Genomic DNA, 22,289 nt, shown 5'->3' on the forward strand with positions numbered 1-22,289 from the left:
TTAAGACCCAATCGCGTTACGCATGGCATGAATGACCTCAGCATAATTTGGCTTACCAAAAATCGCCGAGCCTGCTACAAAGGTATCGGCTCCAGCCTCGGCAACACTAGCAATATTGTCAATTTTGATTCCCCCATCGACCTCAAGGCGAATGGCTCGACCACTGGTTTCTTGATAGCGATCGAGCATCTTACGTACCTGTTCGATCTTAATAAGAGTGCTGGGAATAAAAGATTGACCTCCAAAGCCTGGGTTGACTGACATCAGAAGTACCAGATCAATTTGATCTAAGGCGTGGTCTAGGTGATGGATCGGGGTAGCGGGATTAAGGACTAGCCCAGCTTGGCAGCCATGATCTTTAATGAGTGAGAGGGTGCGATGCACATGCGCACTGGCCTCGGGGTGAAAGCTGATCAGATTGGCTCCTGCTTTGGCAAAGTCAGGGACAATCCGATCAACCGGCTCAATCATGAGGTGGACATCGATCATCGCCGGTTTACCGTTTTTGATGGCATGGGGACGTATTGCCTCACAAACCAAGGGCCCAACCGTTAAATTGGGCACATAGTGGTTATCCATTACGTCAAAGTGAATCCAATCGGCTCCGGCATTCAAGACAGCCTTCACCTCTTCGCCCAGTTTGGCGAAGTCGGCTGACAGAATCGAGGGGGCAATGATGGCGGAATTAGGGCTCATTTGAGTGGTTTTTGTCATATATACCTAGATTCTATCTTGCGAACGGGGTTGGGATAGCGCAGAATGCAGGTCATGAATCCACCCGAAATTACCGTAAACGTCCGCCCCCAGTACCTTCCCGAGCAATCGGATCCCGATAATCAGCAATACGCGTTTGCTTATACCGTGACCATTCGCAATACCGGAACGGCCAGTGTTCAGCTAATTGCCCGCCATTGGTTGATTACCGATGGCGAAGGGGAGGTTCAGGAGGTGAAGGGTTTGGGGGTAGTTGGTCAACAGCCACTTTTACGCTCCGGCGAGCATTTTGAGTACACCAGTTGGGCTACTTTGCCCACACCAGCCGGCACGATGCGCGGGGAGTATTTTTGCGTCACCGAGGATGCTCAGTTTTTTCAGGCAACAATTCCAGAGTTTGCCCTGGTGATGCCAAGAACCTTGCACTGAATAGGGCTATTCGGGAGTTTTGGTTAGGATTCTCGTTAAGATGGAAATGCATTCACTAAATTAAACCTATTAATCAAAGGATTCAATATGAAGCAACTTTCGTGGTCCAGCGCATTAGGCAGCATCACTTTGCTTGCCAGTAGTTTATTGATTTCACCATTAGCAATCGCTCAGCAAAGCACCCTCGATAAGATGAAGTCTACCGGTGTAGTAACTATGGGTGTGCGTGAGTCATCTGGCGCCCTCTCCTATACCTTGGGTGATGGTAAATACGCAGGCTTTCATGTGGAAATCTGCAATACCGTATTGCGTGATATTCAAAAACAATTGAATTTAAAGACATTGGATATCAAATACACCCCAGTCACTTCACAGAATCGCATTCCGTTGTTACAGAATGGAACGGTTGACATTGAGTGTGGCTCAACGACCAATAATGCAACCCGGCAAAAGGATGTGGCTTTTGCTGTAACAACGTATGTTGAGGAAATTCGGATTGCGGTGAAGGCCAATTCCGGAATTACCTCCTTAAATCAGCTCAATGGTAAAAAGGTAGCAACCACTACAGGCACTACCTCAGTGCAGCTCTTGCGTAAGCATGAGAAGGCTACCGGAGTGAACTTTGAAGAAGTATTCGGTAAAGACCATGCCGATAGTTTCCTGTTGTTGGAATCGGGGCGCGCTGATGCGTTTGTGATGGATGGCTCCATTTTGGCCGGCAATATCGCGAATGCAAAAAATCCTGGCGATTACCGCATTGTGGGTGAAGTCATCGCAGTTGAGCCGATTGCCATCATGATGCGTAAAGATGACCCTGGCTTTAAGAAAGCAGTGGACGATAACCTCAAGCGCATGATGAAAGATGGCACCCTCACCAAGCTCTGGGATAAGTGGTTCTTACAACCCATTCCCCCTAAGAATGCACGAGTTGGTTTGGCTTTGTCTGAAAGTACCAAACAAGCATGGGCCAATCCAAACGATAAGCCTGCAGAGGATTATCAGAAGAAGTAATTTAGGCCCTTTCAGTTTGATATGAACTTAGATTGGAGTGTCTTTTGTAAAGACACTTTGACTGGAGAAGTAGCCCCACGCTGCTTCTCCTTTTTATTTGGGATGGATCCTAACGCTGATCCTACCTATTTGGATTGGCTAATCTCTGCATGGGGTTGGACCATAGCTGTCGCTGGGCTTAGTCTAGTGTTAGCAATGGTGATGGGGGTCGTCATTGGTACGATGCGCACCTTACCGTCTAAGCATCTTGTCAATCGACTATGCATCGCAGGGGCAACGGCGTGGGTTGAGCTCTTCCGAAATATCCCATTACTCGTTCAAGTTTTTCTTTGGTATCACGTAGTGCCGGCGTTTTTCCCCATCATGAAAGACTTCCCATCCTATTTATTGGTGAGTATTGCCTTGGGTTTATTTACATCGGCGCGGATTGCGGAACAGGTCCGCGCAGGGATTCAGTCGCTACCATCAGGACAGCGAAATGCAGCGATTGCCTTGGGTATGACCACCACACAAAGTTATCGCTACGTGCTCTTACCGATGGGTATGCGAATCATCATTCCGCCACTTACATCAGAGTGTATGAATATCGTGAAGAACTCATCCGTTGCGTTTGCGGTATCCGTACCGGAGCTCACCTTATTTGCTTTACAGGCTCAGGAGGAAACCTCCCGTGGTATTGAAATTTATTTAGCCGTTACGGGGCTATATATGGTGAGCGCATTTACAGTCAATCGAATCATGGTGTGGATTGAGAAAAAAACGCGCGTTCCTGGTTTTATTGCGGCCAATCCATCCTCAGCGCATTAAGGTAAGCGATAAATCATGAACCTGGATCTGAGCTTTTATAACTGGGAGCTATTCACTAGTTATATTCAAAAGGGATTGATCTTTAGTGTTCAGTTAACCATTATTGCGACGATTGGCGGGATTCTGTTGGGGACGGTACTGGCTTTAATGCGTCTTTCAGGAAAACCGTGGCTTGCGTTACCTGCAACTGCGTATGTCAATACGATGCGTTCCATTCCGCTGGTCATGGTCATTTTGTGGTTTTTCTTATTGATTCCGCTGATCATTGGCAAACCAATTGGCGTTAATTTATCGGCCATCATTACCTTTATTGCATTTGAGGCGGCTTACTTTTCGGAGATTGTGCGAGCCGGAATTCAGTCGATTCCGAAGGGGCAGGTTTATGCGGCTCAAGCCTTAGGAATGACCTACTCCCAAAATATGCGTTTGGTGGTTTTACCGCAAGCCTTTCGAAATATGATCCCTGTTTTTATGACCCAAACGATTATCCTGTTCCAGGATACCTCTTTGGTCTATGCGATTGGTGCTTATGATCTTTTAAAGGGATTTGAGATTGCCGGTAAAAATTTTGGACGACCGATTGAGACCTATTTGTTAGCAGCCGTGACGTATTTTCTAATTTGTTTTACGCTATCCCGAATTGTTAAGCGCATTCAGGAAAAGGTTGCAATTGTTCGCTAAGAAATGAGATTGCCATGATCGAGCTTCGACATATTTCAAAATGGTATGGCCAGTTTCAAGTGCTCACCAATTGCTCGACGGTGATTCACAAGGGTGAGGTGGTGGTCATTTGTGGGCCGTCGGGGTCAGGAAAGTCGACGCTGATTAAGACAATCAATGCGCTAGAGCCCTTTCAAGAGGGTGAGTTGATGGTTGATGGAATTAACTTACATGATCCCAATACGAATTTGCCGCAGCTGCGTGCACGCGTTGGTATGGTATTTCAGCACTTTGAGCTATTTCCCCATTTATCGGTTATGGAGAATTTAACTATTGCTCAGGTGAAAGTACTCAATCGCAGTCTAGATGAGGCTAAACAACAAGGTCTTAAATATTTAGAGCGCGTGGGTTTATTAGAGCAACAAGATAAGTTCCCGGGCCAGCTATCTGGTGGTCAGCAGCAGCGTGTAGCGATTGCCCGTGCCTTATGTATGGACCCAATTGTGATGTTGTTCGATGAACCTACCTCCGCTCTTGACCCTGAAATGGTGGGCGAGGTTTTGGATGTGATGGTCAAATTAGCGCAGGAAGGGATGACCATGTGCGTGGTCACCCATGAAATGGGCTTTGCCAAGAAGGTGAGTGATCGTGTGATCTTTATGGATCGGGGAAAAATCGTGGAGGATTGCACGCGCAATGAGTTTTTCGCTAATCCCGATGCACGCTCACCTCGGGCCAAAGAATTTCTCTCGAAAATATTAGCTGACTAATTTTTCTAGTCTCTACGGCCTTTGCCGGTCCAAAATACAATTGCTAATAGAATAGCCAAGGCTAGGAATGCTTCTAGCACGAATAAGAGCATGGGATATTCATCAAATAACTGAGCGAGCATGATGATCTTCTGGAATTCGAGTAACCCCATTGTAGTTTGTAAGTCTGCATTCTGCGTCGTCATGGCCAGTCTCTTTCTTGCATCTTGTGCGGCACCGCCAACTAAACCAATTTCTCAGGCGCCTAAAGCAAGTAGTTCAAGTAACTTGCCTCGTACCCCAAGAGTTACCGAAACCGTTATTACGGATGACAGTAGCTCATCGGCCGCATTAACGCCTGTGGCATTCTCTGAGATACCCGGCTGGGATGAGGATAATTTGAGTGAGGCGTGGCAAGCGTGGTTGCAAAGTTGCAATACCTTACGAAAGCGTAAACCGGGACCTGTTAATTGGGCTGCAGTCTGCGATCGGGCTAATGCTCAAAAGCCAAGAGACGCGAAGGCATTTTTTGAGAACAACTTTAGGGCCTATGCAGTTCGCAATCAAATCACTGGAAAGTCGGAAGGTTTGGTCACCGGCTACTACGAACCCATTATTGCGGGTTCGCGGGTTCGTACTGATCGGTACACCGTGCCTCTGTATGCCTATCCAAAAGCATGGGTTCGTGCGAAACCATCGCCTGCGCCAACACGAGCTGAGCTGATGAACTCAAACCTGCTTAAGGGTTCAGAAATTGCCTGGGTTGAAGATCCGGTAGCGGCTGCATCGATGCAGATTCAGGGATCTGGAAAAATCCGTTTGGACAATGGCCAAATCATGCGATTGGGGTTTGCGGGATCGAATGATTTACCGTTTAAATCGAGTGCCCAGTGGTTATTGGATCGTAAAGAAATTACCCGTGCGCAGGCAACCATGCAGGGGATTTCGGAGTGGGCTAAGCGCAATCCCAGCAAAGTGCAAGAGATGCTTAATGCCAATCCACGCTTTGTGTTCTTTCGAGAACTACCAGCTTCAGCGAACCAGGATCTTGGGCCGATTGGTGCTCTCGGAGTTCCACTAACACCTGAGCGCAGTGTTGCGATTGATCCGCGGGCGATTCCGCTCGGTGCCCCCGTGTTTTTAGAAACCACACGACCGCTCAGTAATCAGCCGATTCGACGCTTGGTGATGGCCCAAGATACGGGTAAGGCAATTGTGGGCCCAGTCCGAGTTGACTATTTTTGGGGCACTGGGGACGAAGCTGGAGAATTGGCCGGCAGAATGAAGCAAAATGGCCGTGTTTGGTTAATGCTACCGAAGAGGGACTGAAATGTCATACAACACGATATTGACCCAGACCGAGGGAAAGGTTGCCCTTATTACCTTAAATCGTCCACAAGTACTTAATGCTTTAAATGACGAGTTAATGGATGAGTTAGGCGATGCATTACTACGCTTCGATGCCGATGATGCAATTGCATGCATTGTGATTACTGGAAGTGAAAAAGCATTTGCAGCGGGTGCGGATATCAGCAAGATGGCGCAGTATGATTTTCAGGATACGTATCGCAATAATTTCATTACGCGTAATTGGGAAACCATTTGTAAGGTTCGTAAACCCGTGATTGCTGCGGTATCAGGCTTTGCCTTGGGCGGTGGCTGTGAGCTCGCCATGATGTGTGACATGATCATTGCGGCCGATAACGCTAAATTTGCGCAACCTGAAATCAAGTTGGGAATTATTCCGGGCTCGGGTGGTACGCAGCGGCTAACGCGTGCAGTATCCAAGTCAAAAGCGATGGATTTATGTTTGACTGGCCGGATGATGGATGCGGCTGAAGCCGAACGAAGCGGATTAGTTGCCCGGGTTTATCCCGTCGCGCAATTAATGAGCGAAACGATGGCAATTGCACAGACGATTGCCGCTATGCCACTCCTTACTCTCATGATGGTGAAGGAAAGCGTGAATGCTGCTTATGAAACCACGCTCACTGAGGGCGTTCGTTTTGAGCGCCGTTTATTTCATGCCTGCTTTGGCACCGAGGATCAAAAAGAGGGAATGTCTGCTTTTTTAGAAAAGCGGCCCGCGCAGTTTAAGAATCGTTAACGCAGAAAAGTTTGGGCTAAACGGACCCAGTAGTTCACTCCAACTGGAATGATTTGATCATTGAAATCATAGGAGGGGTTATGCAAATGGCAAGGTCCCATGCCATGGCCAGTTGCGCGGTGATCGCCATCCCCGTTACCTAAAAATACATAGCAGCCCGGTTTTTTTAAGAGCATGAAGGCAAAGTCCTCAGCGCCCATGGTTGGATCGATTCGGGTGTTTACCCGTTCGTTACCCACGAGCTCTTTCATGACCTGAGCGGCAAACTCAGTTTGCTGTTCATCGTTAATCAGGGGTGGGTAATTGCGTTTGAAGGTCAGATTGGCTTTGCAATCAAAGGCGCTGGCCACTTGATTGGCAATCTCATGCATACGCTGTTCGATTAAATCTAAAACTTCTAATGTAAACGTCCGAACTGTTCCGCCCAGCATCGCAGTATCGGGAATGACGTTGCTAGTTTCTCCGGCATGAAATTGCGTAATTGAAATTACCGCCGCATCAACCGGGCGCTTATTGCGAGTAATAATGGTTTGGAGAGCTTGCGCGATCTGAACGCCTGCCATGATGGGATCCGCACTGTTGTGTGGCAGGGCCGCATGCCCACCTTTGCCCTGAATGTCGATTACGAACTCATTACTCGATGCCATCATGGGGCCGCTCACAACACCAAAATGACCCTCTTCCAAACCTGGCCAATTGTGCATCCCGAATACTGCATCGCAAGGGAATTGTTCAAACAGACCATCTTCAATCATTTCTTGGGCGCCAGCACCACCTTCCTCAGCAGGTTGGAAGATAAAAATCACACTTCCTTTGAAATCGCGATGATTAGCCAGATATTGCGCCGCACCCAAGAGCATTGCTGTGTGACCATCATGACCGCAAGCATGCATCTTGCCTGGATTTTGCGAGGCGTGAGCAAAAGTATTTTTTTCTTGTAGGGGCAGGGCGTCCATATCGGCGCGCAAGCCAATCATCTTTCCTGGGCCCAACTCACCGTCTAAGCGACCCACTACTCCCGTTTTGCCCAGGCCTTGATAGACCGCAATACCCCAACTGGATAGTGCTTGGGCAACCAGCTCAGCGGTACGCTTTTCTTCAAAGCGTAGCTCCGGGTGTGCATGTATATTGCGCCGGATTTCAGCGATGCTAGGAGTTGCTTCCAGGATCTCAGGGAGAATTCGCATAGGTCAATATTAGCCCAAAGCGATACACTTGGCGTGGAGACAATGTGCAGCTTTAAAAAAGTGTAATAAATACCAATGATTACAACTAAACCTTGGTTTTCATCCTACCCAAAAGGCGTTCCCCACTATCTGAGTTATGACCGGTATGGTTCACTCTTGGATTTACTCGATGAGTCATTTAAAACGCATCAGGAGCGACCCGCGTATTGGTGTATGGGCAAGCACTTTTCCTATGAAGCCATTGATATGGCTTCTAAGCAATTAGCCAGTTATTTACAAAGCCTTGGTCTATCCAAGGGTGCACGGGTTGCAATCATGCTGCCCAATATTCCGCAATATCCGATGGCTTTGTATGGCGTACTGCGAGCAGGTTTTATTGTGGTGAGTATCAATCCCTTGTACACCCCGCGTGAGTTAGCAGCCCAACTAAGCGATAGCGGGGCGGAGGCTATTTTGCTTTTGGAGCATTTTGGAAAAACCCTTGAAGATGCCTTTGCAATTGAGGGTCAAGCAATAGCAATAAAACACGCAGTGATCACGAGTATTGCGCAGATGCTGGGTTGGAAGGGCCCCTGGTTAGATCGTTTTATACGAACCTTTAAGCGCAAAGTCATTCCTTATTCCTTGCCAACGCAAGTTAGCACGATTCAATTTTCCGCTGCCTTAGAGTTGGGTGCGCAACGAGTGTATGAACGTCCACATCGTTCTCACGATGACATTGCACTATTGCAATATACCGGTGGAACCACAGGAATTTCCAAGGGCGCGATATTGACCCATCGCAATTTAATTGCCAATGTATTGCAAATCGAAGCCTGGTTAAAACCGATTGAACAACGCAAAACGATTACCGCATGGCATTTTCTGTGTGCACTTCCCATGTATCACATCTTTGCACTTACAGGCTGTGGACTATTGGGCATGCGCCTTGGCGCACGAATTCTGTTGGTTCCAAATGCGCGGGATTTACAAAACTTAATTAGGATTTTGAAAGAGTTTCCGGAGATTAATATGTTTCCGGGGGTAAATACTCTATTTGCTGCTCTTTTGAACAATCCCAAATTTGCTCAATTAGATTTTTCTCAGTGGGCACTCACGATTGGCGGCGGCATGGCAGTACAACGCTCCGTTGCACAACGCTGGCAAGAATTAACCGGTACGGTTATTACCGAGGGGTATGGCCTTTCTGAAACCTCCCCAGTTGCATCGTGCAATACCCCATTGGCCACCGAGTTCACTGGTTCAATTGGCTTACCCTTGCCCGATACTGAGATGTGCATTCGGGATGAAGAGGGTAAGGATTTGGCTATTGGTGAGATTGGAGAGATTTATATTCGGGGCCCACAGGTTATGCGCGGTTATTGGCAGCAAGAAGCTGAAACACAGAACGTGCTGGGTGCTGATGGATTCTTTCGAACGGGTGATATCGGCGTGATGGATGAGGCTGGTTATTTCCGAATTGTGGATCGCAAGAAAGACATGATTTTGGTAGCTGGTTTTAATGTCTTTCCAAATGAGGTCGAAGATGTCGTTGCTTCTATTCCTGGGATCCTTGAATGTGCAGTGGTTGGCATTCGTCAAGGCGCGATGGGTGAGGCGGTTAAGTTATTCGTGGTACGAGAAGACCCTTCGATTACCGAAGAACAAATTATGGAAGTTTGCAATCGCCAGTTGACGCACTACAAACGCCCAACGCAAATTGAGTTTCGAGAGAGCCTGCCGAAGAATAATGTGGGCAAGATTCTGCGTCGTGTCTTACGCGATGAAAGTCAATCAGGGTAGTGCGATTGTATTGGCAGCAAATTCAATTGCCTCGATTGAATAGGGCGCATTCGCTTTTTTCTGTAAGTTCGGGGGGAAATGCGCAATGCTTCCCAATAGAGGCGCCTTGATTCGATTCTGAAGCGTCGTAATGTTTTCGTTTAAGTAGAGCATCTTAGGATCGATGCAATTGGCGACCCAACCGGCCAGCTTGAGGCCGCGTTGCTCAATGGCTTCTACCGTCAGTAATGTGTGATTAATGCAACCCAAACGAATCCCCACAGTAAGAATCACTGGTACTTGAATGCGTACAGCAAATGTAGATAGATCATAGCGATCATCAATAGGGGTTAAAAATCCCCCCGCACCCTCAGCAATGACATGGGCGATTTGTGTTTGTAGTGTTTGATAAGCTTGCACCATGCGATCGAGTTCTAAGTGCTTACCATGTTTGGCAGCGACCAGATGAGGTGCGGCTGGAGTATCTAGTACATAAGGACAAATCACATTTTGGGGAATTGCCGGATCTTGCACTAGTGCATAGGTTTCTAAATCCTCATTGCAAAGCATGCCCTCACTATTGCGGTAAGTTCCTGCAACCACTGGCTTATAGGCGCACGCTGAACCTGAATTGAGCACATTTAATTTATAAACCAATGCAGCGGTAACTAAGGTTTTGCCAATTTCAGTATCTGTGCCGGTGACAAAGTAGGAGTGGCTCATCATTTTGGCAAAGAAGTTTCGAGATCCGATAGCACCTTGCAAAGCTCCAGAATTTGTTCTTTAGTATGTGCGGCCGATAAGGTCATCCGTAGGCGCGCCATGTCCTTGGGAACGGTGGGCTGACGAATTGCAGGTATCCAATACCCCAATTGATCTAGGGCTCTTGCAAGCTGTAAGGCAGTCGCGTTGCTACCAACCACAATGGGCTGAATCGCGGTATCTGATTTCAATCGGTTCCAACGGATAAAAGTAGAACCTTCTTTCCAAAGCGCGATATTGCTATGTAAGCGAGCTCGTAATTCTTGCCCAAGCTCTCCTTCGATTAGAGAAACACTGCGCAGCACAGCAAAGGCTAATGCAGGTGAGCTGGCTGTGCTGTAGATATAGGGCCTTGCTTTCTGAATGAGCCATGCGATGATTTTTTCATGGGCGCAAACAAAGGCACCATTGAGACCAGCGGCTTTGCCCAGCGTACCAATATAGATAATGCGGTCCGAGCAAATCATTTGGTCTTCCAGGATTCCATATCCATGCTTGCCGAGCACGCCAAATCCATGTGCATCATCAATCATGAGGAGTGCATCGTATTGATTGGCTAGACGTAAGAGCTCTTGAACTGGAGCGAGATCACCATCCATACTGAAGACCCCATCGGTCACGATGAGTTTGTTTGGGGCAGTGTCATGACTTAAGACCTCTTCAAGCTCTGCAAGGTGATGGTGATTAAAGACATGCACTTCGATCGATGTCTGTGCTTTTGCTAAGCGAATACCATCAATCAGAGATGCGTGATTAAGGGCAGCAGAATAAATACTCGTTTTTGACTTCCCAATCAGACTGAGGGCAGTAATGGCGCTTATATTAGCCAGGTAGCCGGTGGAGAAAAATAAAGCGCGGGCATTTGGAATGGCGCCGGCCTGAGTCGATGCTAATTTTGCTTCGAGCTCATCATGAATCGCATGATGACCGCTAATTAAATGCGAGGCACCACTGCCCGTGCCAAAACGCCTTGCCCCCTCGGAGAGAGCTGCAATCAATTTAGGGTGATTGGCAAGCCCTAAATAATCATTGCTACAAAATGCCAGCAATAGTTTTCCTCCAATTTGAATCTCAGTACCACATGGTGTATCGACTGAGCGAATCGAGCGACGCAGTAATTCACGATCGATTGTTGCTAGTTCTGCATCAATTTGATTAAGAGCAAAGGGCATGTGCAATATGAAATTAGGATTTTTGCAAAACAGTATGCAAGCTTCGTTCAATTGCACGACTCATCTGTTGGATTTCATCGGCAGAGAGAATGTAGGGTGGCATCACATAGACCGTGCGACCGATGGGTCGAATCAACACCCCCTCTTGTAGGCCCTGCTGAAACATTTCTTTGGAGAATGAACCTGGCTTTGAAATCGCAGATGCTTTGATATCAAACGCAAAGATCATTCCTTGTTGACGAATATGTTCAATCGATGCGTGATCACGGGTCCATGCGAATGCTTCTTGGATCGACTGACTACGCACTTTATTTTTTTCTAGCACGGTATCTTCTTGAAAAATATCCAAGCCTGCTAAGGCGGCTCGACACGCTAATGGGTTGCCAGTGTATGAGTGGGAATGCAAAAAAGTAGCTGACATGTCGTCACTATAAAAGGCAGAGTAAATCGTATCAGTACTCAAACAAATGGAAAGGGGTAAATAGCCTGCGCTGATTCCTTTCGATAAGGTCATGAGATCCGGCCAAATACCGGCTTGTTCACAAGCAAAGAATGTGCCTGTTCGACCACAACCAACTGCAATTTCATCAGCAATTAAATGAACGTCATACTGCTCGCACAGTTGCTTCGCACCTTTTACATACCGCGGCGCATACATTGCCATTTGGCCTGCACATTGCACCAGGGGCTCAATAATCAAGGCCGCAATGGTTTGATGGTGTTGAGCTAAACACTCTTCGAGATTCTTCAGCGCCAAATCAATGATTTCCTCGCTCGAGACCTGGTCGGTTGTAGCCCGTGAATCGGGTGACATGACGATATGAACGGGATTGAGGAGTGATCCATAGGCATCACGAAATACCGATACATCGGTGACGCCAAGAGCGCCCAAGGTTTCTCCATGGTAGCTATTCGCTAAACAAATAAACTCTTTTTTATTGGGTTTCCCCTGAATCTTCCAAAAGTGATGACTCATCTTGAGCGCAATTTCAACGGCAGATGCACCGTCACTGGCATAAAACGCATGGCCTAATTGACCATTTGTTAATGCACTTAAACGTTCTGATAGTTCTACCACTGGCTGATGTGTAAATCCAGCAAGCATGACATGCTCAATGCGCTTGAGTTGCTCAGAGATTGCTTGATTGATACGCGGATTGGCGTGACCAAATAAATTAGTCCACCACGAACTAATTGCATCAATGAAGCGCCGTCCTTGATCGTCTTGTAGCCAGGCCCCCTGTCCCGAGGTAATCGCAATTAAGGGATAGGCCTCGTGATCTTTCATTTGGGTGCAGGGGTGCCAAACCGAAGCAAGGCTCCGACTGACCCAGTCTAAGGAATGACCTGGTTTATTCATTGGCGCAGGTGTGGATTATTTCAAAATCAAGCAGCATATCTGGTATGTTATTGGTTTTAGAGTCTAATCCCGATAAAACCATGTCAGCATCACCAACGATCTCTCCATTGGTTCAGGTTAAGCCAAGTGCACCCAATGCCTATCCAATCTGGACACTGGAGCAGGTTGCGGCATTGTTTGAGCTCCCATTTCATGAGTTGATGTTTCGGGCTCAGGAAACCCATCGTCAATATTTTCCTGAGGGTGATGTGGAATTGGCCACCTTGTTATCCATTAAGACCGGGGGTTGTCCGGAGGATTGTGGGTATTGCCCCCAAGCGGCCCGCTATCACACCGATGTGAAGGCAACTAAACTCCTAGATTTAGATGAAGTACTAGAGGCTGCCAAAGCAGCCAAAGCAGCTGGCTCCAACCGTTTTTGTATGGGCGCTGCATGGCGAGAGCCCAAGGATCGTGATGTTGAAAAAGTAGCCGCTATGATTCGGGGTGTTAAGGAGTTAGGGCTTGAGACTTGCGCTACGCTTGGAATGCTAGAAGCCAATCAGGCTAAGGCTTTGCGGGATGCGGGCCTGGATTTTTATAACCATAATTTAGATACCAGCGAGGATTTTTATCCGAATGTGATTCAGACCCGCAACTATCAGGATCGTTTGGATACTTTGCAGCACGTTCGTGATGCTGGAATGTCGGTATGTTGCGGCGGGATTGTGGGGATGGGGGAGTCGAGGGAGCAGCGCGTCGCATTCATTGCACGCTTGGCGAATCTAAATCCTTACCCAGAATCCGTGCCGATCAATCATCTAGTGCCGGTTGCTGGCACCCCGTTGGCCGATCAGCCCAGATTAGACCCCTTGGAATTTGTGCGAACCATTGCTGTTGCCCGGATTACCATGCCTCAGGCCCGAGTTCGATTATCAGCGGGTCGTCAAGAGCTTGGAAAAGCTGTGCAAGCCATGTGTTTTCAGGCGGGCGCAAACTCCATCTTCTATGGCGACCAGTTGCTCACCACCGGCAATCCAGAGGCACTGGCCGATCGCCAATTGCTCGCAGAGCTTGGTCTAAAAACCAAGGAAAGCTGCAAGGCTGAAGTGCAAGTATGAGTCGTTCAAACCCCATCAATTTGAGCCCAATCGATCATTTGATTGGTGAGTTTGATACTGCATTGCGCGCTATTGCTGGCGGTGCCAATTATAGTCGGCCAGTCCCTAAGGCCAATATTCAAGAAGGATTAAATGAAGAGCAAGTGCTCACTTCAGATCTTGATTTAAGCCCGAAAGACCGCACCCATGTGGCTGGTTTAATGCGTGTCAATCATGTTGGTGAGGTGTGTGCCCAGGCGCTCTACCAATCTCAAAAATTACTAGCTAAGACACCTGAAACCCGCGCCTTATTGGATCAGGCAGCCAAAGAAGAGATGGATCACATGGCATGGTGCGAGGAGCGCCTCAAAGAGCTGGACTCTCGCCCCAGTCTCTTGAATCCATTGTGGTATGCGGGGGCATTTGGAATCGGGTTGGTCGCGGGGTTAGCAGGTGATCGCTGGAGTTTAGGATTTGTAGCAGAAACGGAGAAGCAGGTGGAGCGGCATTTGAATGATCACCTTGAGAAGCTCCCTGAAGTTGACCTTCGCTCTCGAGCCATTGTGGAGCAGATGCGGATTGATGAAATTGAGCATGGTGCAAGCGCAATCGCTGCTGGTGGGCAAGAATTACCCCAGCCCATTCAGACGCTCATGGCGGGTATTTCAAAAATCATGACAACGACCGCTTACAAAATCTAGTATTACTGTTCTTTTATACAGGCTTTTCAGGGCACTCCCCCTATATACCTAAAGACGTATCTTAGCTATAGATTACAAGTACTTGTTTTAGGTCATAATTTTAATTTACGATTATTTTGCAAAGCTTCTCTAAGTATTTGTAATCACTAGAGAATTTGCTAAAAATTTACCCAAAAATACTTGACCCTGTAGGAAGCTTCCTCTAAAGTGGGAGGAAGTGTGAAAAAGTGGGGTAAATTTTGTTTCAAGGCGCTTCAGCTCTCAATATCGATGCAAAAGGTCGCATGTCGGTGCCAGCAAGGCATCGCGATGCCTTATTGCTGCAGGGCGAGGGTCGCGTCACCCTAACCAAGCACCCCGACGGATGTTTGTTGCTATTTCCCAGGCCCGAATGGGAAGCATTTCGGGCTCGGGTTGCGCAATTGCCAATGGACGCGCATTGGTGGCGCCGAATCTTCTTAGGTAACGCCGCGGAAATTGATTTAGATGGCGCTGGGCGAGTTCTGATTACACCTGAGTTACGCACCGCTGCAAACATTGAACGTGAAATTATGTTGTTGGGAATGGGTTCGCATCTAGAGATCTGGGATGCAAACACGTATGCAGCAAAAGAGCAGGCAGCAATTGCGCAGGGCATGCCAGACGCATTAAAACAATTTACCTTTTGATGATCGGGCGCCATGAACAATATCCATCGCCCAGTATTACTGGCCGAGGCAGTCACCGCCATGATCAGCGGACCATCTTTTCAGCCCAACTCTGCCGTATTCATCGATGGAACTTTTGGTCGAGGGGGTCATACGCAAGCGCTCTTGGATGTGATTGGCCAGGAGAGCAAGCTTATCGCATTCGACAAGGATCCAGAAGCCATTGCCAAAGCCCAATCGCTTTGCGATCCACGTCTGCAAATCATTCATTCCAGTTTTGCCAACATCGAGCAGCATATTCAGGGGGCATCAGTCGATGCGGTGTTACTCGACTTAGGCATCAGCTCACCACAAATCGATACACCGGAACGGGGATTCTCATTTCGGTTCGAGGGCCCGCTTGATATGCGCATGGATACGACACGCGGAATCTCAGCGCGGGAATGGCTCGCCAGCGCAGCAGTCAAAGAGATTACTCAGGTGATTAAAACCTTTGGTGAGGAGCGATTCGCAACGTCCATCGCGCGTGCCATAGTAAAGCAACGTGAAGAGGGGCATTCTGTTCAAACCACTAAAGCCTTGGCAGATTTGATTGCAAGCGTAGTGAAAACGCGTGAGCCAGGACAGGATCCAGCAACTCGAACATTTCAGGCGATTCGGATTTTTATTAATCAAGAATTAACCGATCTTGAGAAGGGTCTAGCAGCTGCACTTAAAGTATTAAAAGCCGGCGGTCGATTGGTAGTAATTAGTTTTCATTCACTCGAGGACCGCATTGTGAAGCAGTTCATGCAAGCGCATGCGCAAGTGAACATCCCTCGAGAATTGCCGATACGAGCAAAAGATTTACCGCAGAGCGATTTAGAAATCATTGCTCGGGTTAAGCCAAGCGATAGTGAGATTAATGAAAATCCTCGGGCCCGTTCGGCGGTGATGCGCGTTGCGCAGAAAAGAGGTGCTCTCGTATGAATCGCGCCACGCTAAGCCTACTTGTATTACTACTAATTTGTGCATTGTCGTTGGTTACTTCTCAACAAAAAACGAGAAAGTTATTTGTGTCCTTGGAGCGCGCCCAAGCACAAGAGCGTCGACTCAATCAAGAATGGTTACGGTTGGAGTTTGAGCAGCGTAATCTATCCAAATCAGCTCGTATTCGTGATGTGGCTCGTAATCAATTGCGGATGAGCCCGATTACTCCAGATCGCACTCTCTACTTTAAGGAAGGTCTATGAAGCCGGTAGGTTTCTCGACCTCTCCAAATGTTGTGTTGCGACTGCCAATGTGGCGTTCGCGACTGATGCTGTTCCTCTTGTTTATCGCATTCGCAGCCTTGGTCATTCGTGCATTTTGGATTCAGGGCCCAGGCAATGGATTTTATGAAGCCAAAGCGGTCAAGGGTGTGCAGCGCGAGATTGAGATGCGCGCTACGCGTGGAAAAATTTTGGATCGCAATGGTCAGTTAATTGCAACAAGCCTTGAAGCAAAGGCTGTGATTGCTTACACGGATAATATTCCAGCCGATCTTGCGCCTGAGAAAATTACGCAGCTTGCCAAGCTCTTGGAGATGAGTGAGGCAGAGATAAAGAAGCGTTTTGCCGATGAGCGCAATCAAGTATTTTTAAAGCGTCAGGTTGATCCTGAGGTTGCTCAACAAATCCGTCGTTTAGAAATTCCAGGAATTGGATTGAATAATGAGTATCGTCGCCATTACCCAGAAGGGGAGGCGATGGCTCACGTGGTTGGCTTTACGAATGTGGAGGACCGCGGTCAAGAAGGAATTGAGCTGGCGCGCGATAAAGACTTGGCGGCTCAGCCAGGGAAACGACGGGTTGTAGTCGATCGCTTGGGCCGGATAGTGAATGACATTGCGATCTTGCAATTTCCACAAGATGGCCAAGATCTCCAACTCTCGATCGATAGCAAGATTCAGTACATTGCATATAACGCGTTAAAGAGTGCCGTTGAAAAGCATCGTGCCAAGGCCGGTGGCGCGGTAGTGCTGGATGTGCGCACCGGAGAAATTTTGGCATTGGCTAATTGGCCAAGCTATAACCCCAACTCGCGTAAAGCACTGACTGGTGAGCAGCTACGTAATCGAGTATTGACCGATACCTTTGAGCCAGGCTCCACGATGAAGCCTTTCCCCGTTGCGCTTGCGCTTGAGCAAGGTAAGGTACAGCCTGAAACCAATATGACCATTGGTCAAAAGTTATTAGTAGGCCCCAAACCGATTACAGATACGCATCCCTATGGAATGTTGACGGTATCCCAAGTGATTCAGAAATCGAGCAATATCGGCACTGCAAAATTAGCGCTGCAGCTCGAACCTCGTGAGATGTGGGATTTATTTGCGGCCGTTGGTTTTGGCCAGGCCCCGAACATTGGATTCCCTGGCGCAGTGGCAGGGCGCTTGCATCCATATCAAAAATGGGGCCAAAGTGATCAAGCTCGTATGTCCTTTGGATATGGAATATCCACATCATTATTTCAATTGGCACGCGCTTACACGATTTTTGCTCGCGATGGCGAGTTGGTACCTACCACCATTTTGCGTAGCCCAGATTACAAACCGGGCACTCGAGTGATTACGGCTAAGTCCGCGATTGAGATGCGCAATATGTTAGAAACCGTTACCGAGCAAGGCGGCACAGCATTGACTGCGCGCGCAGAGGGATTTCGGGTTGGTGGAAAAACCGGTACCTCACATAAGGTTGAAGGTAAAGGCTACGCTTCCAATAAGTATCGAGCATTCTTTGTTGGCTTGGCACCGATTAGCGCCCCGCGCATTGTGGTTGCGGTGATGGTTGATGAACCCACCGTTGGTGGTTATTACGGTGGCCAGGTTGCTGCACCCGTGTTCTCAACGATTGTGAGCGAGACTTTGCGTAGCTTGAACGTCACTCCCGATATGAATGAGCGCACGGTGGTACAGGCGCCGGATGCACAACCGGTAACTAGTGCGTTACAAAAAGTGGCGCTGAAGCAATGATGGCCAATACTCAAATGACCCATCGAGATATATTGCCTTATTTAAGGCAAAGCCTTGCGCCCAGCGCCAAATTAGTTGCCGATACTCGCCTAATTACAAAAGGGGATGTGTTTCTGGCTTACTCGGTTGGGCACGGGAAGGCCCTCCGAGATGGACGAATCTACATCGCTCAGGCCCTCTCCCAAGGTGCTGCTTACGTGTTGTATCAACCGCAGACCGATGAAGGCCAAAGTGTCGCTTGGGAAACGGATTTAGATGAGCGTTGTATTGCAGTTCCCGAGCTTGCTCAATATGCTGGGTGGTTAAGCTCAGAGTGGTATGGCAAACCCAGCGAAGTGATGCCGGTGATTGGCGTGACTGGCACGAATGGTAAGACCAGTGTGACCCAATGGCTTGCACAATGTTTATCCGATAGAGCTGCCGTGATCGGTACACTCGGTAGTGGCTTTCCAAACCAATTACAAGGGCTGGGGTACACCACCCCAGATGCGCCCCGCTTACAAATGGAGCTTGCTAGCTTAAAAGCAAAAGGGGCTGAATATATTGCGCTCGAGGTATCTTCACATGCCCTAGAGCAAGGACGTGTGAATGGCACTCACTTTGCTTGCTCCGTCTTTACGAATCTTAGCCGTGATCACTTGGATTATCACGGCAGCATGGCAGAGTATGGTGCCGCAAAAGCCCGACTTTTTCTTGATTTTCATCCGAAGAATGTCGTTATCAATATTGATGATTCTTTTGGACGCGAGCTACTAATGAGTATGGCCACGCGCGAGGGTGTGGAGATTTGGGCATACGGTATGTCTCAAAGCTCATTTCAGGGATTAGAAAAATTACAAAGCCGCTTCAAAGCTATATATTTTCAGGAGCACATCTTTGGAACGAATGCCTATCAATGTCAGTTGAGTATTGATGGAGTCAATCATTTAGCCACTATTCCCGTATTGGGCATATTTAATTTAAGTAATGCCTTGGCCGTGATTTCAACCTTGATGGTTTTTGGAATTTCAGATGCCCTAAAACGTCTCTCTAACCTAAAACCTGTTTTAGGTCGTATGGAAGTGATTCATAGTGATCGCGCAGACACCCCATTGATGGTAGTTGATTACGCCCATACCCCCGACGCATTGCAAAAAGTTTTAGAAACATTAAAACCAATTGCACAAGGGCGCGGAGGAAAACTGGTATGCGTATTTGGCTGTGGTGGAGACCGGGATCAAGAAAAGCGCCCCATGATGGGAGCAGTTGCGCAATCGATTGCTGATCATGTGATCGTTACGAGTGACAATCCACGCTCTGAAGATCCTCAAGCCATTATGGACATGATTGTGGCTGGGATGGGTGACCATCACACCTCATCTGTTGAGCTCATTACAGATCGTGCTGCAGCGATCATGACTGCCGTTAGACAAGCCCAAGCTCAAGATGTTGTTCTGGTTGCCGGTAAGGGCCATGAGACTACCCAAGAAATTCAGGGGAAACGCTTTGACTTTTCAGATCAAGCGCATTTGCGTTTAGTGAGCGGAGGGTCGGTTTGATGCAAGCCATTCCAACCATGACCAATCTTGCTCATATCCATGCCTTACTTCCAAATAGTCAATTGCACAACATTGGCATAGTTGAAGCACGTGATCAACTAATTAGTCAGGTCGGAACCGATAGTCGTAACCTTTCCGCTGGAGAACTCTTTGTGGCACTTAAAGGCGATCGCTTTGATGCGCACAACTTTTTAAGTGCTGTGGCCGAGCAGGGTGCTTCTGCTGCCTTGATTAGTGAGAAAACAACGTGCCCAACAAGTTTGCCAGCAGTTTATGTAGAAGATACCCGCAAGGGGCTTGGTGAGCTAGCCGCCGCATGGAGAGCCCAGTTTGGATTGCCTCTAGCGGTAGTGACCGGAAGTAATGGCAAAACAACCGTAAAGGAAATGATTGCAGCAATCTTTAGAGAAGCGGTTGATCCTACTGAATTGCTTGTGACCGAAGGTAATCTCAATAACGATATTGGTTTGCCACTTACATTATTGAAACTACGCCCTTCGCATCGGTTAGCCGTGATAGAACTAGGCATGAATCATCCAGGAGAGACCGCCGAGCTAGCAGCGATCGCTCGGCCAACCATTGCATTAATTAATAATGCGCAGCGGGAACATCAAGAGTTCATGGAAACCGTTGATGCTGTGGCGCGTGAACATGCAGATGCTTTACGCGCACTCCGGTCTGATGGCGTGGGCGTATTTCCGGCAGATACCCTATATAGCGGGCTTTGGAAAGATGCTTGCGCCTCCAAACGGTATGTAGAGTTTCGCTGGTTAGATCAGATACCTAATGCAAATTTAGTATCAGCTTCCGTGGTTGATGGTTATTTACTTGCGGATGGTCAGATCGAAGTGCGAACATCGACTGGCTCAATTCAGGTGAAACTTAATACGCTGGGCGAGCATAACTACCGTAATGCCATAGCCGCCAGCGCAGTAGCGATTGCCGCACAAATTCCGTTAGTACAAATTAAAGCGGGCTTAGAGAAATTCATGCCTGTATCGGGTCGGATGCAGCGCATCACGATTTCCCAGAATATCGAACTCATCAACGATACCTATAACGCCAATCCAGATTCGGTCGTAGCCGCCGTTAAGTCATTGGCCGCTCTTCGTGGTGAGCGTTATTTGGTTTTGGGTGATATGGGAGAAGTGGGTTCGCAGGGTCCCGCTTTTCATCAGGAACTTGGGAAGTACGCTGCGCAATGCGGTATTGAGCATTTCATGTCGATTGGTTCTCTAACGAAAGAAAGTCATGCAGCATATTTACGTGAGAGACCTACTGGGGATTCACGTCATTTTGATGACATTGATTTATTGAATCGCGAGTTGCTTCAGAATCTGCGGCAATCTGACCAACGTAATGTTTGTATCTTAGTTAAAGGATCCCGATTTATGCGGATGGAGCGGGTAGTGCAAGCTCTCATTGAGGGAGTGAAACCATGCTCTTGATTTTGGCCCAATGGTTACAAGACGATTATGGATTTTTCCGGGTCTTCTCTTACATCACCTTTCGTGCCGTGATGGCAACCATGACCGCACTTCTGATTGGTCTTGTCTTTGGCCCTTGGGTGATTCGGAAGTTGACTTCGATGAAAGTGGATCAAGCAGTTCGTACCAATGGACCCCAAACGCATTTAGCCAAAGTAGGCACCCCCACGATGGGTGGCGTATTGATCCTCATTGGTATTTTTATCTCCTGCGTGTTGTGGGCCGATTTGAGTAATCGCTTTATTTGGATCGTCATGCTAGTGACCTTTGGTTTTGGTGCGATTGGTTGGGTCGATGACTATCGCAAGGTAGTTCACAAGGATCCCAAGGGAATGTCTTCAAGAGAAAAATTCTTTTGGCAAACCTTGATTGGTTTATTTGCAGCGATTTATTTAGCGTTCTCGGTTTCAGAAGTCAATAACCTGAAGGTTCTACAGTTATTCATGAGTTGGGTCGAGAGCGGCTTCTCCTTAGATCTGCCAGCCAAGTCAAACTTAACCGTCCCCTTCATGAAAGAAGTGAGTTATCCCTTGGGGGTCATGGGCTTCATCATTTTGAGTTACTTGGTCATTGTTGGTAGTAGTAATGCCGTGAACTTAACGGATGGTCTAGATGGATTAGTCATCATGCCCGTGATTTTGGTGGGCGCTGCACTAGGAGCCTTTGCCTATGTTATGGGTAACTCAATCTACGCGAAGTATTTGCTATTTCCTCATATTCCGGGTGCCGGTGAGTTATTGATCTTTTGTGGTGCGATGGGTGGCGCAGGCCTAGCGTTTCTTTGGTACAACGCGCATCCCGCCCAAGTTTTTATGGGTGACGTAGGCGCTCTCGCTCTGGGTGGCGCCCTAGGAACCATCGCAGTCATTGTTCGTCAAGAGATTGTTCTCTTTGTGATGGGTGGAATATTTGTTGCTGAAACGGTCTCTGTAATGATGCAAGTTATATGGTTCAAGTTCACCAAAAAATATTATGGTGAAGGACGACGTATTTTCCGGATGGCGCCTTTGCATCATCATTTTGAACTTGGCGGATGGCGCGAGACGCAAGTAGTTGTGCGTTTTTGGATCATTACGATTTTGTTGGTACTCGTTGGCTTGTCAAGCCTTAAGTTACGGTGAGAAACGAT

The 22,289-nt window shown here is 47.9% G+C and carries 23 protein-coding genes; 17 read left to right on the forward strand and 6 right to left on the reverse strand.

What is annotated here, in order from left to right; translation table 11 throughout:
* Positions 1-714, reverse strand: a complete 714-nt coding sequence (rpe, locus tag QUE64_RS00740) for a ribulose-phosphate 3-epimerase (protein ID WP_286225492.1) — start codon at positions 712-714, stop codon at positions 1-3.
* Between the two features lie 54 nt (positions 715-768).
* On the opposite strand from rpe, the gene apaG reads away from it, so the two are divergent.
* The 5 genes from apaG to QUE64_RS00765 all read left to right on the forward strand — a co-directional run bounded on the left by apaG (position 769) and on the right by QUE64_RS00765 (position 4,391).
* On the forward strand, positions 769-1,143 hold the full coding sequence (apaG, locus tag QUE64_RS00745; protein ID WP_108509272.1) for a Co2+/Mg2+ efflux protein ApaG: 375 nt from the start codon (positions 769-771) through the stop codon (positions 1,141-1,143).
* Positions 1,144-1,230: 87 nt separating this feature from the next.
* Positions 1,231-2,154 (forward strand): amino acid ABC transporter substrate-binding protein, encoded by a 924-nt coding sequence (locus tag QUE64_RS00750; RefSeq protein ID WP_286225493.1) that lies wholly within the window; start codon positions 1,231-1,233, stop codon positions 2,152-2,154.
* A gap of 21 nt (positions 2,155-2,175) precedes the next feature.
* Positions 2,176-2,961: an amino acid ABC transporter permease gene (locus QUE64_RS00755; RefSeq protein WP_286225494.1), complete on the forward strand. Its 786-nt coding sequence runs from the start codon at positions 2,176-2,178 to the stop codon at positions 2,959-2,961.
* Between the two features lie 15 nt (positions 2,962-2,976).
* Positions 2,977-3,642 carry an amino acid ABC transporter permease gene (locus tag QUE64_RS00760; protein ID WP_286225495.1) on the forward strand — a complete coding sequence of 222 codons (666 nt, stop codon included), beginning with the start codon at positions 2,977-2,979 and terminating at the stop codon, positions 3,640-3,642.
* Between the two features lie 14 nt (positions 3,643-3,656).
* Complete coding sequence (locus QUE64_RS00765; protein ID WP_286225496.1) at positions 3,657-4,391, forward strand: amino acid ABC transporter ATP-binding protein; 735 nt, start codon at positions 3,657-3,659, stop codon at positions 4,389-4,391.
* A 5-nt stretch (positions 4,392-4,396) separates the two neighbouring features.
* On the opposite strand, the gene QUE64_RS00770 is transcribed toward QUE64_RS00765, so the two are convergent.
* On the reverse strand, positions 4,397-4,576 hold the full coding sequence (locus QUE64_RS00770; RefSeq protein WP_286224777.1) for a hypothetical protein: 180 nt from the start codon (positions 4,574-4,576) through the stop codon (positions 4,397-4,399).
* Here QUE64_RS00770 and mltA point away from each other — a divergent pair.
* Together mltA and QUE64_RS00780 are read left to right on the forward strand one after the other, a co-directional pair.
* Positions 4,575-5,699, forward strand: a complete 1,125-nt coding sequence (gene mltA / locus QUE64_RS00775; RefSeq protein WP_286225497.1) for a murein transglycosylase A — start codon at positions 4,575-4,577, stop codon at positions 5,697-5,699. The two genes, QUE64_RS00770 and mltA, sit on opposite strands and share 2 nt — an antisense overlap.
* A gap of 1 nt (position 5,700) precedes the next feature.
* Complete coding sequence (locus QUE64_RS00780) at positions 5,701-6,477, forward strand: enoyl-CoA hydratase (RefSeq protein ID WP_286225498.1); 777 nt, start codon at positions 5,701-5,703, stop codon at positions 6,475-6,477.
* On the opposite strand, the gene QUE64_RS00785 is transcribed toward QUE64_RS00780, so the two are convergent.
* Entirely contained in the window at positions 6,474-7,664 is a 1,191-nt protein-coding gene (locus QUE64_RS00785; protein ID WP_286223849.1) for a M20 aminoacylase family protein, read from the reverse strand. The two genes, QUE64_RS00780 and QUE64_RS00785, sit on opposite strands and share 4 nt — an antisense overlap.
* Positions 7,665-7,739: 75 nt before the next feature.
* Between QUE64_RS00785 and QUE64_RS00790 the strand changes: the two genes are divergently transcribed.
* Positions 7,740-9,446: an AMP-binding protein gene (locus tag QUE64_RS00790; RefSeq protein WP_286225499.1), complete on the forward strand. Its 1,707-nt coding sequence runs from the start codon at positions 7,740-7,742 to the stop codon at positions 9,444-9,446.
* Here the strand turns inward: QUE64_RS00790 and bioD are convergent.
* From bioD to bioA, 3 genes are read right to left on the reverse strand one after another with little or no spacing between them, the layout of a single operon-like run.
* Positions 9,438-10,151 (reverse strand): dethiobiotin synthase, encoded by a 714-nt coding sequence (bioD, locus tag QUE64_RS00795; protein WP_286225500.1) that lies wholly within the window; start codon positions 10,149-10,151, stop codon positions 9,438-9,440. The two genes, QUE64_RS00790 and bioD, sit on opposite strands and share 9 nt — an antisense overlap.
* On the reverse strand, positions 10,148-11,359 hold the full coding sequence (locus QUE64_RS00800) for an aminotransferase class I/II-fold pyridoxal phosphate-dependent enzyme (RefSeq protein ID WP_286225501.1): 1,212 nt from the start codon (positions 11,357-11,359) through the stop codon (positions 10,148-10,150). Before QUE64_RS00800 ends, bioD begins: the two co-directional genes overlap by 4 nt.
* 13 nt (positions 11,360-11,372) lie before the next feature.
* Positions 11,373-12,719, reverse strand: a complete 1,347-nt coding sequence (gene bioA, locus QUE64_RS00805; protein ID WP_286225502.1) for an adenosylmethionine--8-amino-7-oxononanoate transaminase — start codon at positions 12,717-12,719, stop codon at positions 11,373-11,375.
* Positions 12,720-12,799: 80 nt separating this feature from the next.
* On the opposite strand from bioA, the gene bioB reads away from it, so the two are divergent.
* The 9 genes from bioB (at position 12,800) to mraY (ending at position 22,281) form a co-directional block, all read left to right on the forward strand.
* The gene (bioB, locus tag QUE64_RS00810; RefSeq protein WP_286223854.1) at positions 12,800-13,819 is read left to right on the forward strand and encodes a biotin synthase BioB; all 1,020 of its coding nucleotides are present in this window, start codon (positions 12,800-12,802) and stop codon (positions 13,817-13,819) included.
* Positions 13,816-14,499, forward strand: coding sequence for a 2-polyprenyl-3-methyl-6-methoxy-1,4-benzoquinone monooxygenase (gene coq7, locus QUE64_RS00815; RefSeq protein ID WP_458574687.1), 684 nt, complete (start codon positions 13,816-13,818; stop codon positions 14,497-14,499). The genes bioB and coq7 overlap by 4 nt, the downstream gene beginning before the upstream one ends.
* A gap of 239 nt (positions 14,500-14,738) precedes the next feature.
* Positions 14,739-15,167 carry a division/cell wall cluster transcriptional repressor MraZ gene (gene mraZ, locus QUE64_RS00820; RefSeq protein WP_286223855.1) on the forward strand — a complete coding sequence of 143 codons (429 nt, stop codon included), beginning with the start codon at positions 14,739-14,741 and terminating at the stop codon, positions 15,165-15,167.
* 12 nt (positions 15,168-15,179) lie between these two features.
* Entirely contained in the window at positions 15,180-16,115 is a 936-nt protein-coding gene (rsmH, locus tag QUE64_RS00825) for a 16S rRNA (cytosine(1402)-N(4))-methyltransferase RsmH (protein ID WP_286225503.1), read from the forward strand.
* Positions 16,112-16,378: a cell division protein FtsL gene (gene ftsL / locus QUE64_RS00830; protein ID WP_108507694.1), complete on the forward strand. Its 267-nt coding sequence runs from the start codon at positions 16,112-16,114 to the stop codon at positions 16,376-16,378. The genes rsmH and ftsL overlap by 4 nt, the downstream gene beginning before the upstream one ends.
* Positions 16,375-18,135 (forward strand): peptidoglycan D,D-transpeptidase FtsI family protein, encoded by a 1,761-nt coding sequence (locus tag QUE64_RS00835; RefSeq protein WP_286223857.1) that lies wholly within the window; start codon positions 16,375-16,377, stop codon positions 18,133-18,135. Before ftsL ends, QUE64_RS00835 begins: the two co-directional genes overlap by 4 nt.
* Positions 18,132-19,673 (forward strand): UDP-N-acetylmuramoyl-L-alanyl-D-glutamate--2,6-diaminopimelate ligase, encoded by a 1,542-nt coding sequence (locus QUE64_RS00840; RefSeq protein ID WP_286225504.1) that lies wholly within the window; start codon positions 18,132-18,134, stop codon positions 19,671-19,673. The genes QUE64_RS00835 and QUE64_RS00840 overlap by 4 nt, the downstream gene beginning before the upstream one ends.
* Positions 19,673-21,121, forward strand: coding sequence for a UDP-N-acetylmuramoyl-tripeptide--D-alanyl-D-alanine ligase (locus QUE64_RS00845; protein WP_286225505.1), 1,449 nt, complete (start codon positions 19,673-19,675; stop codon positions 21,119-21,121). Before QUE64_RS00840 ends, QUE64_RS00845 begins: the two co-directional genes overlap by 1 nt.
* Entirely contained in the window at positions 21,112-22,281 is a 1,170-nt protein-coding gene (mraY, locus tag QUE64_RS00850; RefSeq protein ID WP_286225506.1) for a phospho-N-acetylmuramoyl-pentapeptide-transferase, read from the forward strand. Before QUE64_RS00845 ends, mraY begins: the two co-directional genes overlap by 10 nt.
* Positions 22,282-22,289 lie beyond the last annotated feature (8 nt).

The organism is Polynucleobacter sp. HIN7 (genome assembly GCF_030297595.1).
Taxonomy (GTDB): Bacteria; Pseudomonadota; Gammaproteobacteria; order Burkholderiales; family Burkholderiaceae; genus Polynucleobacter.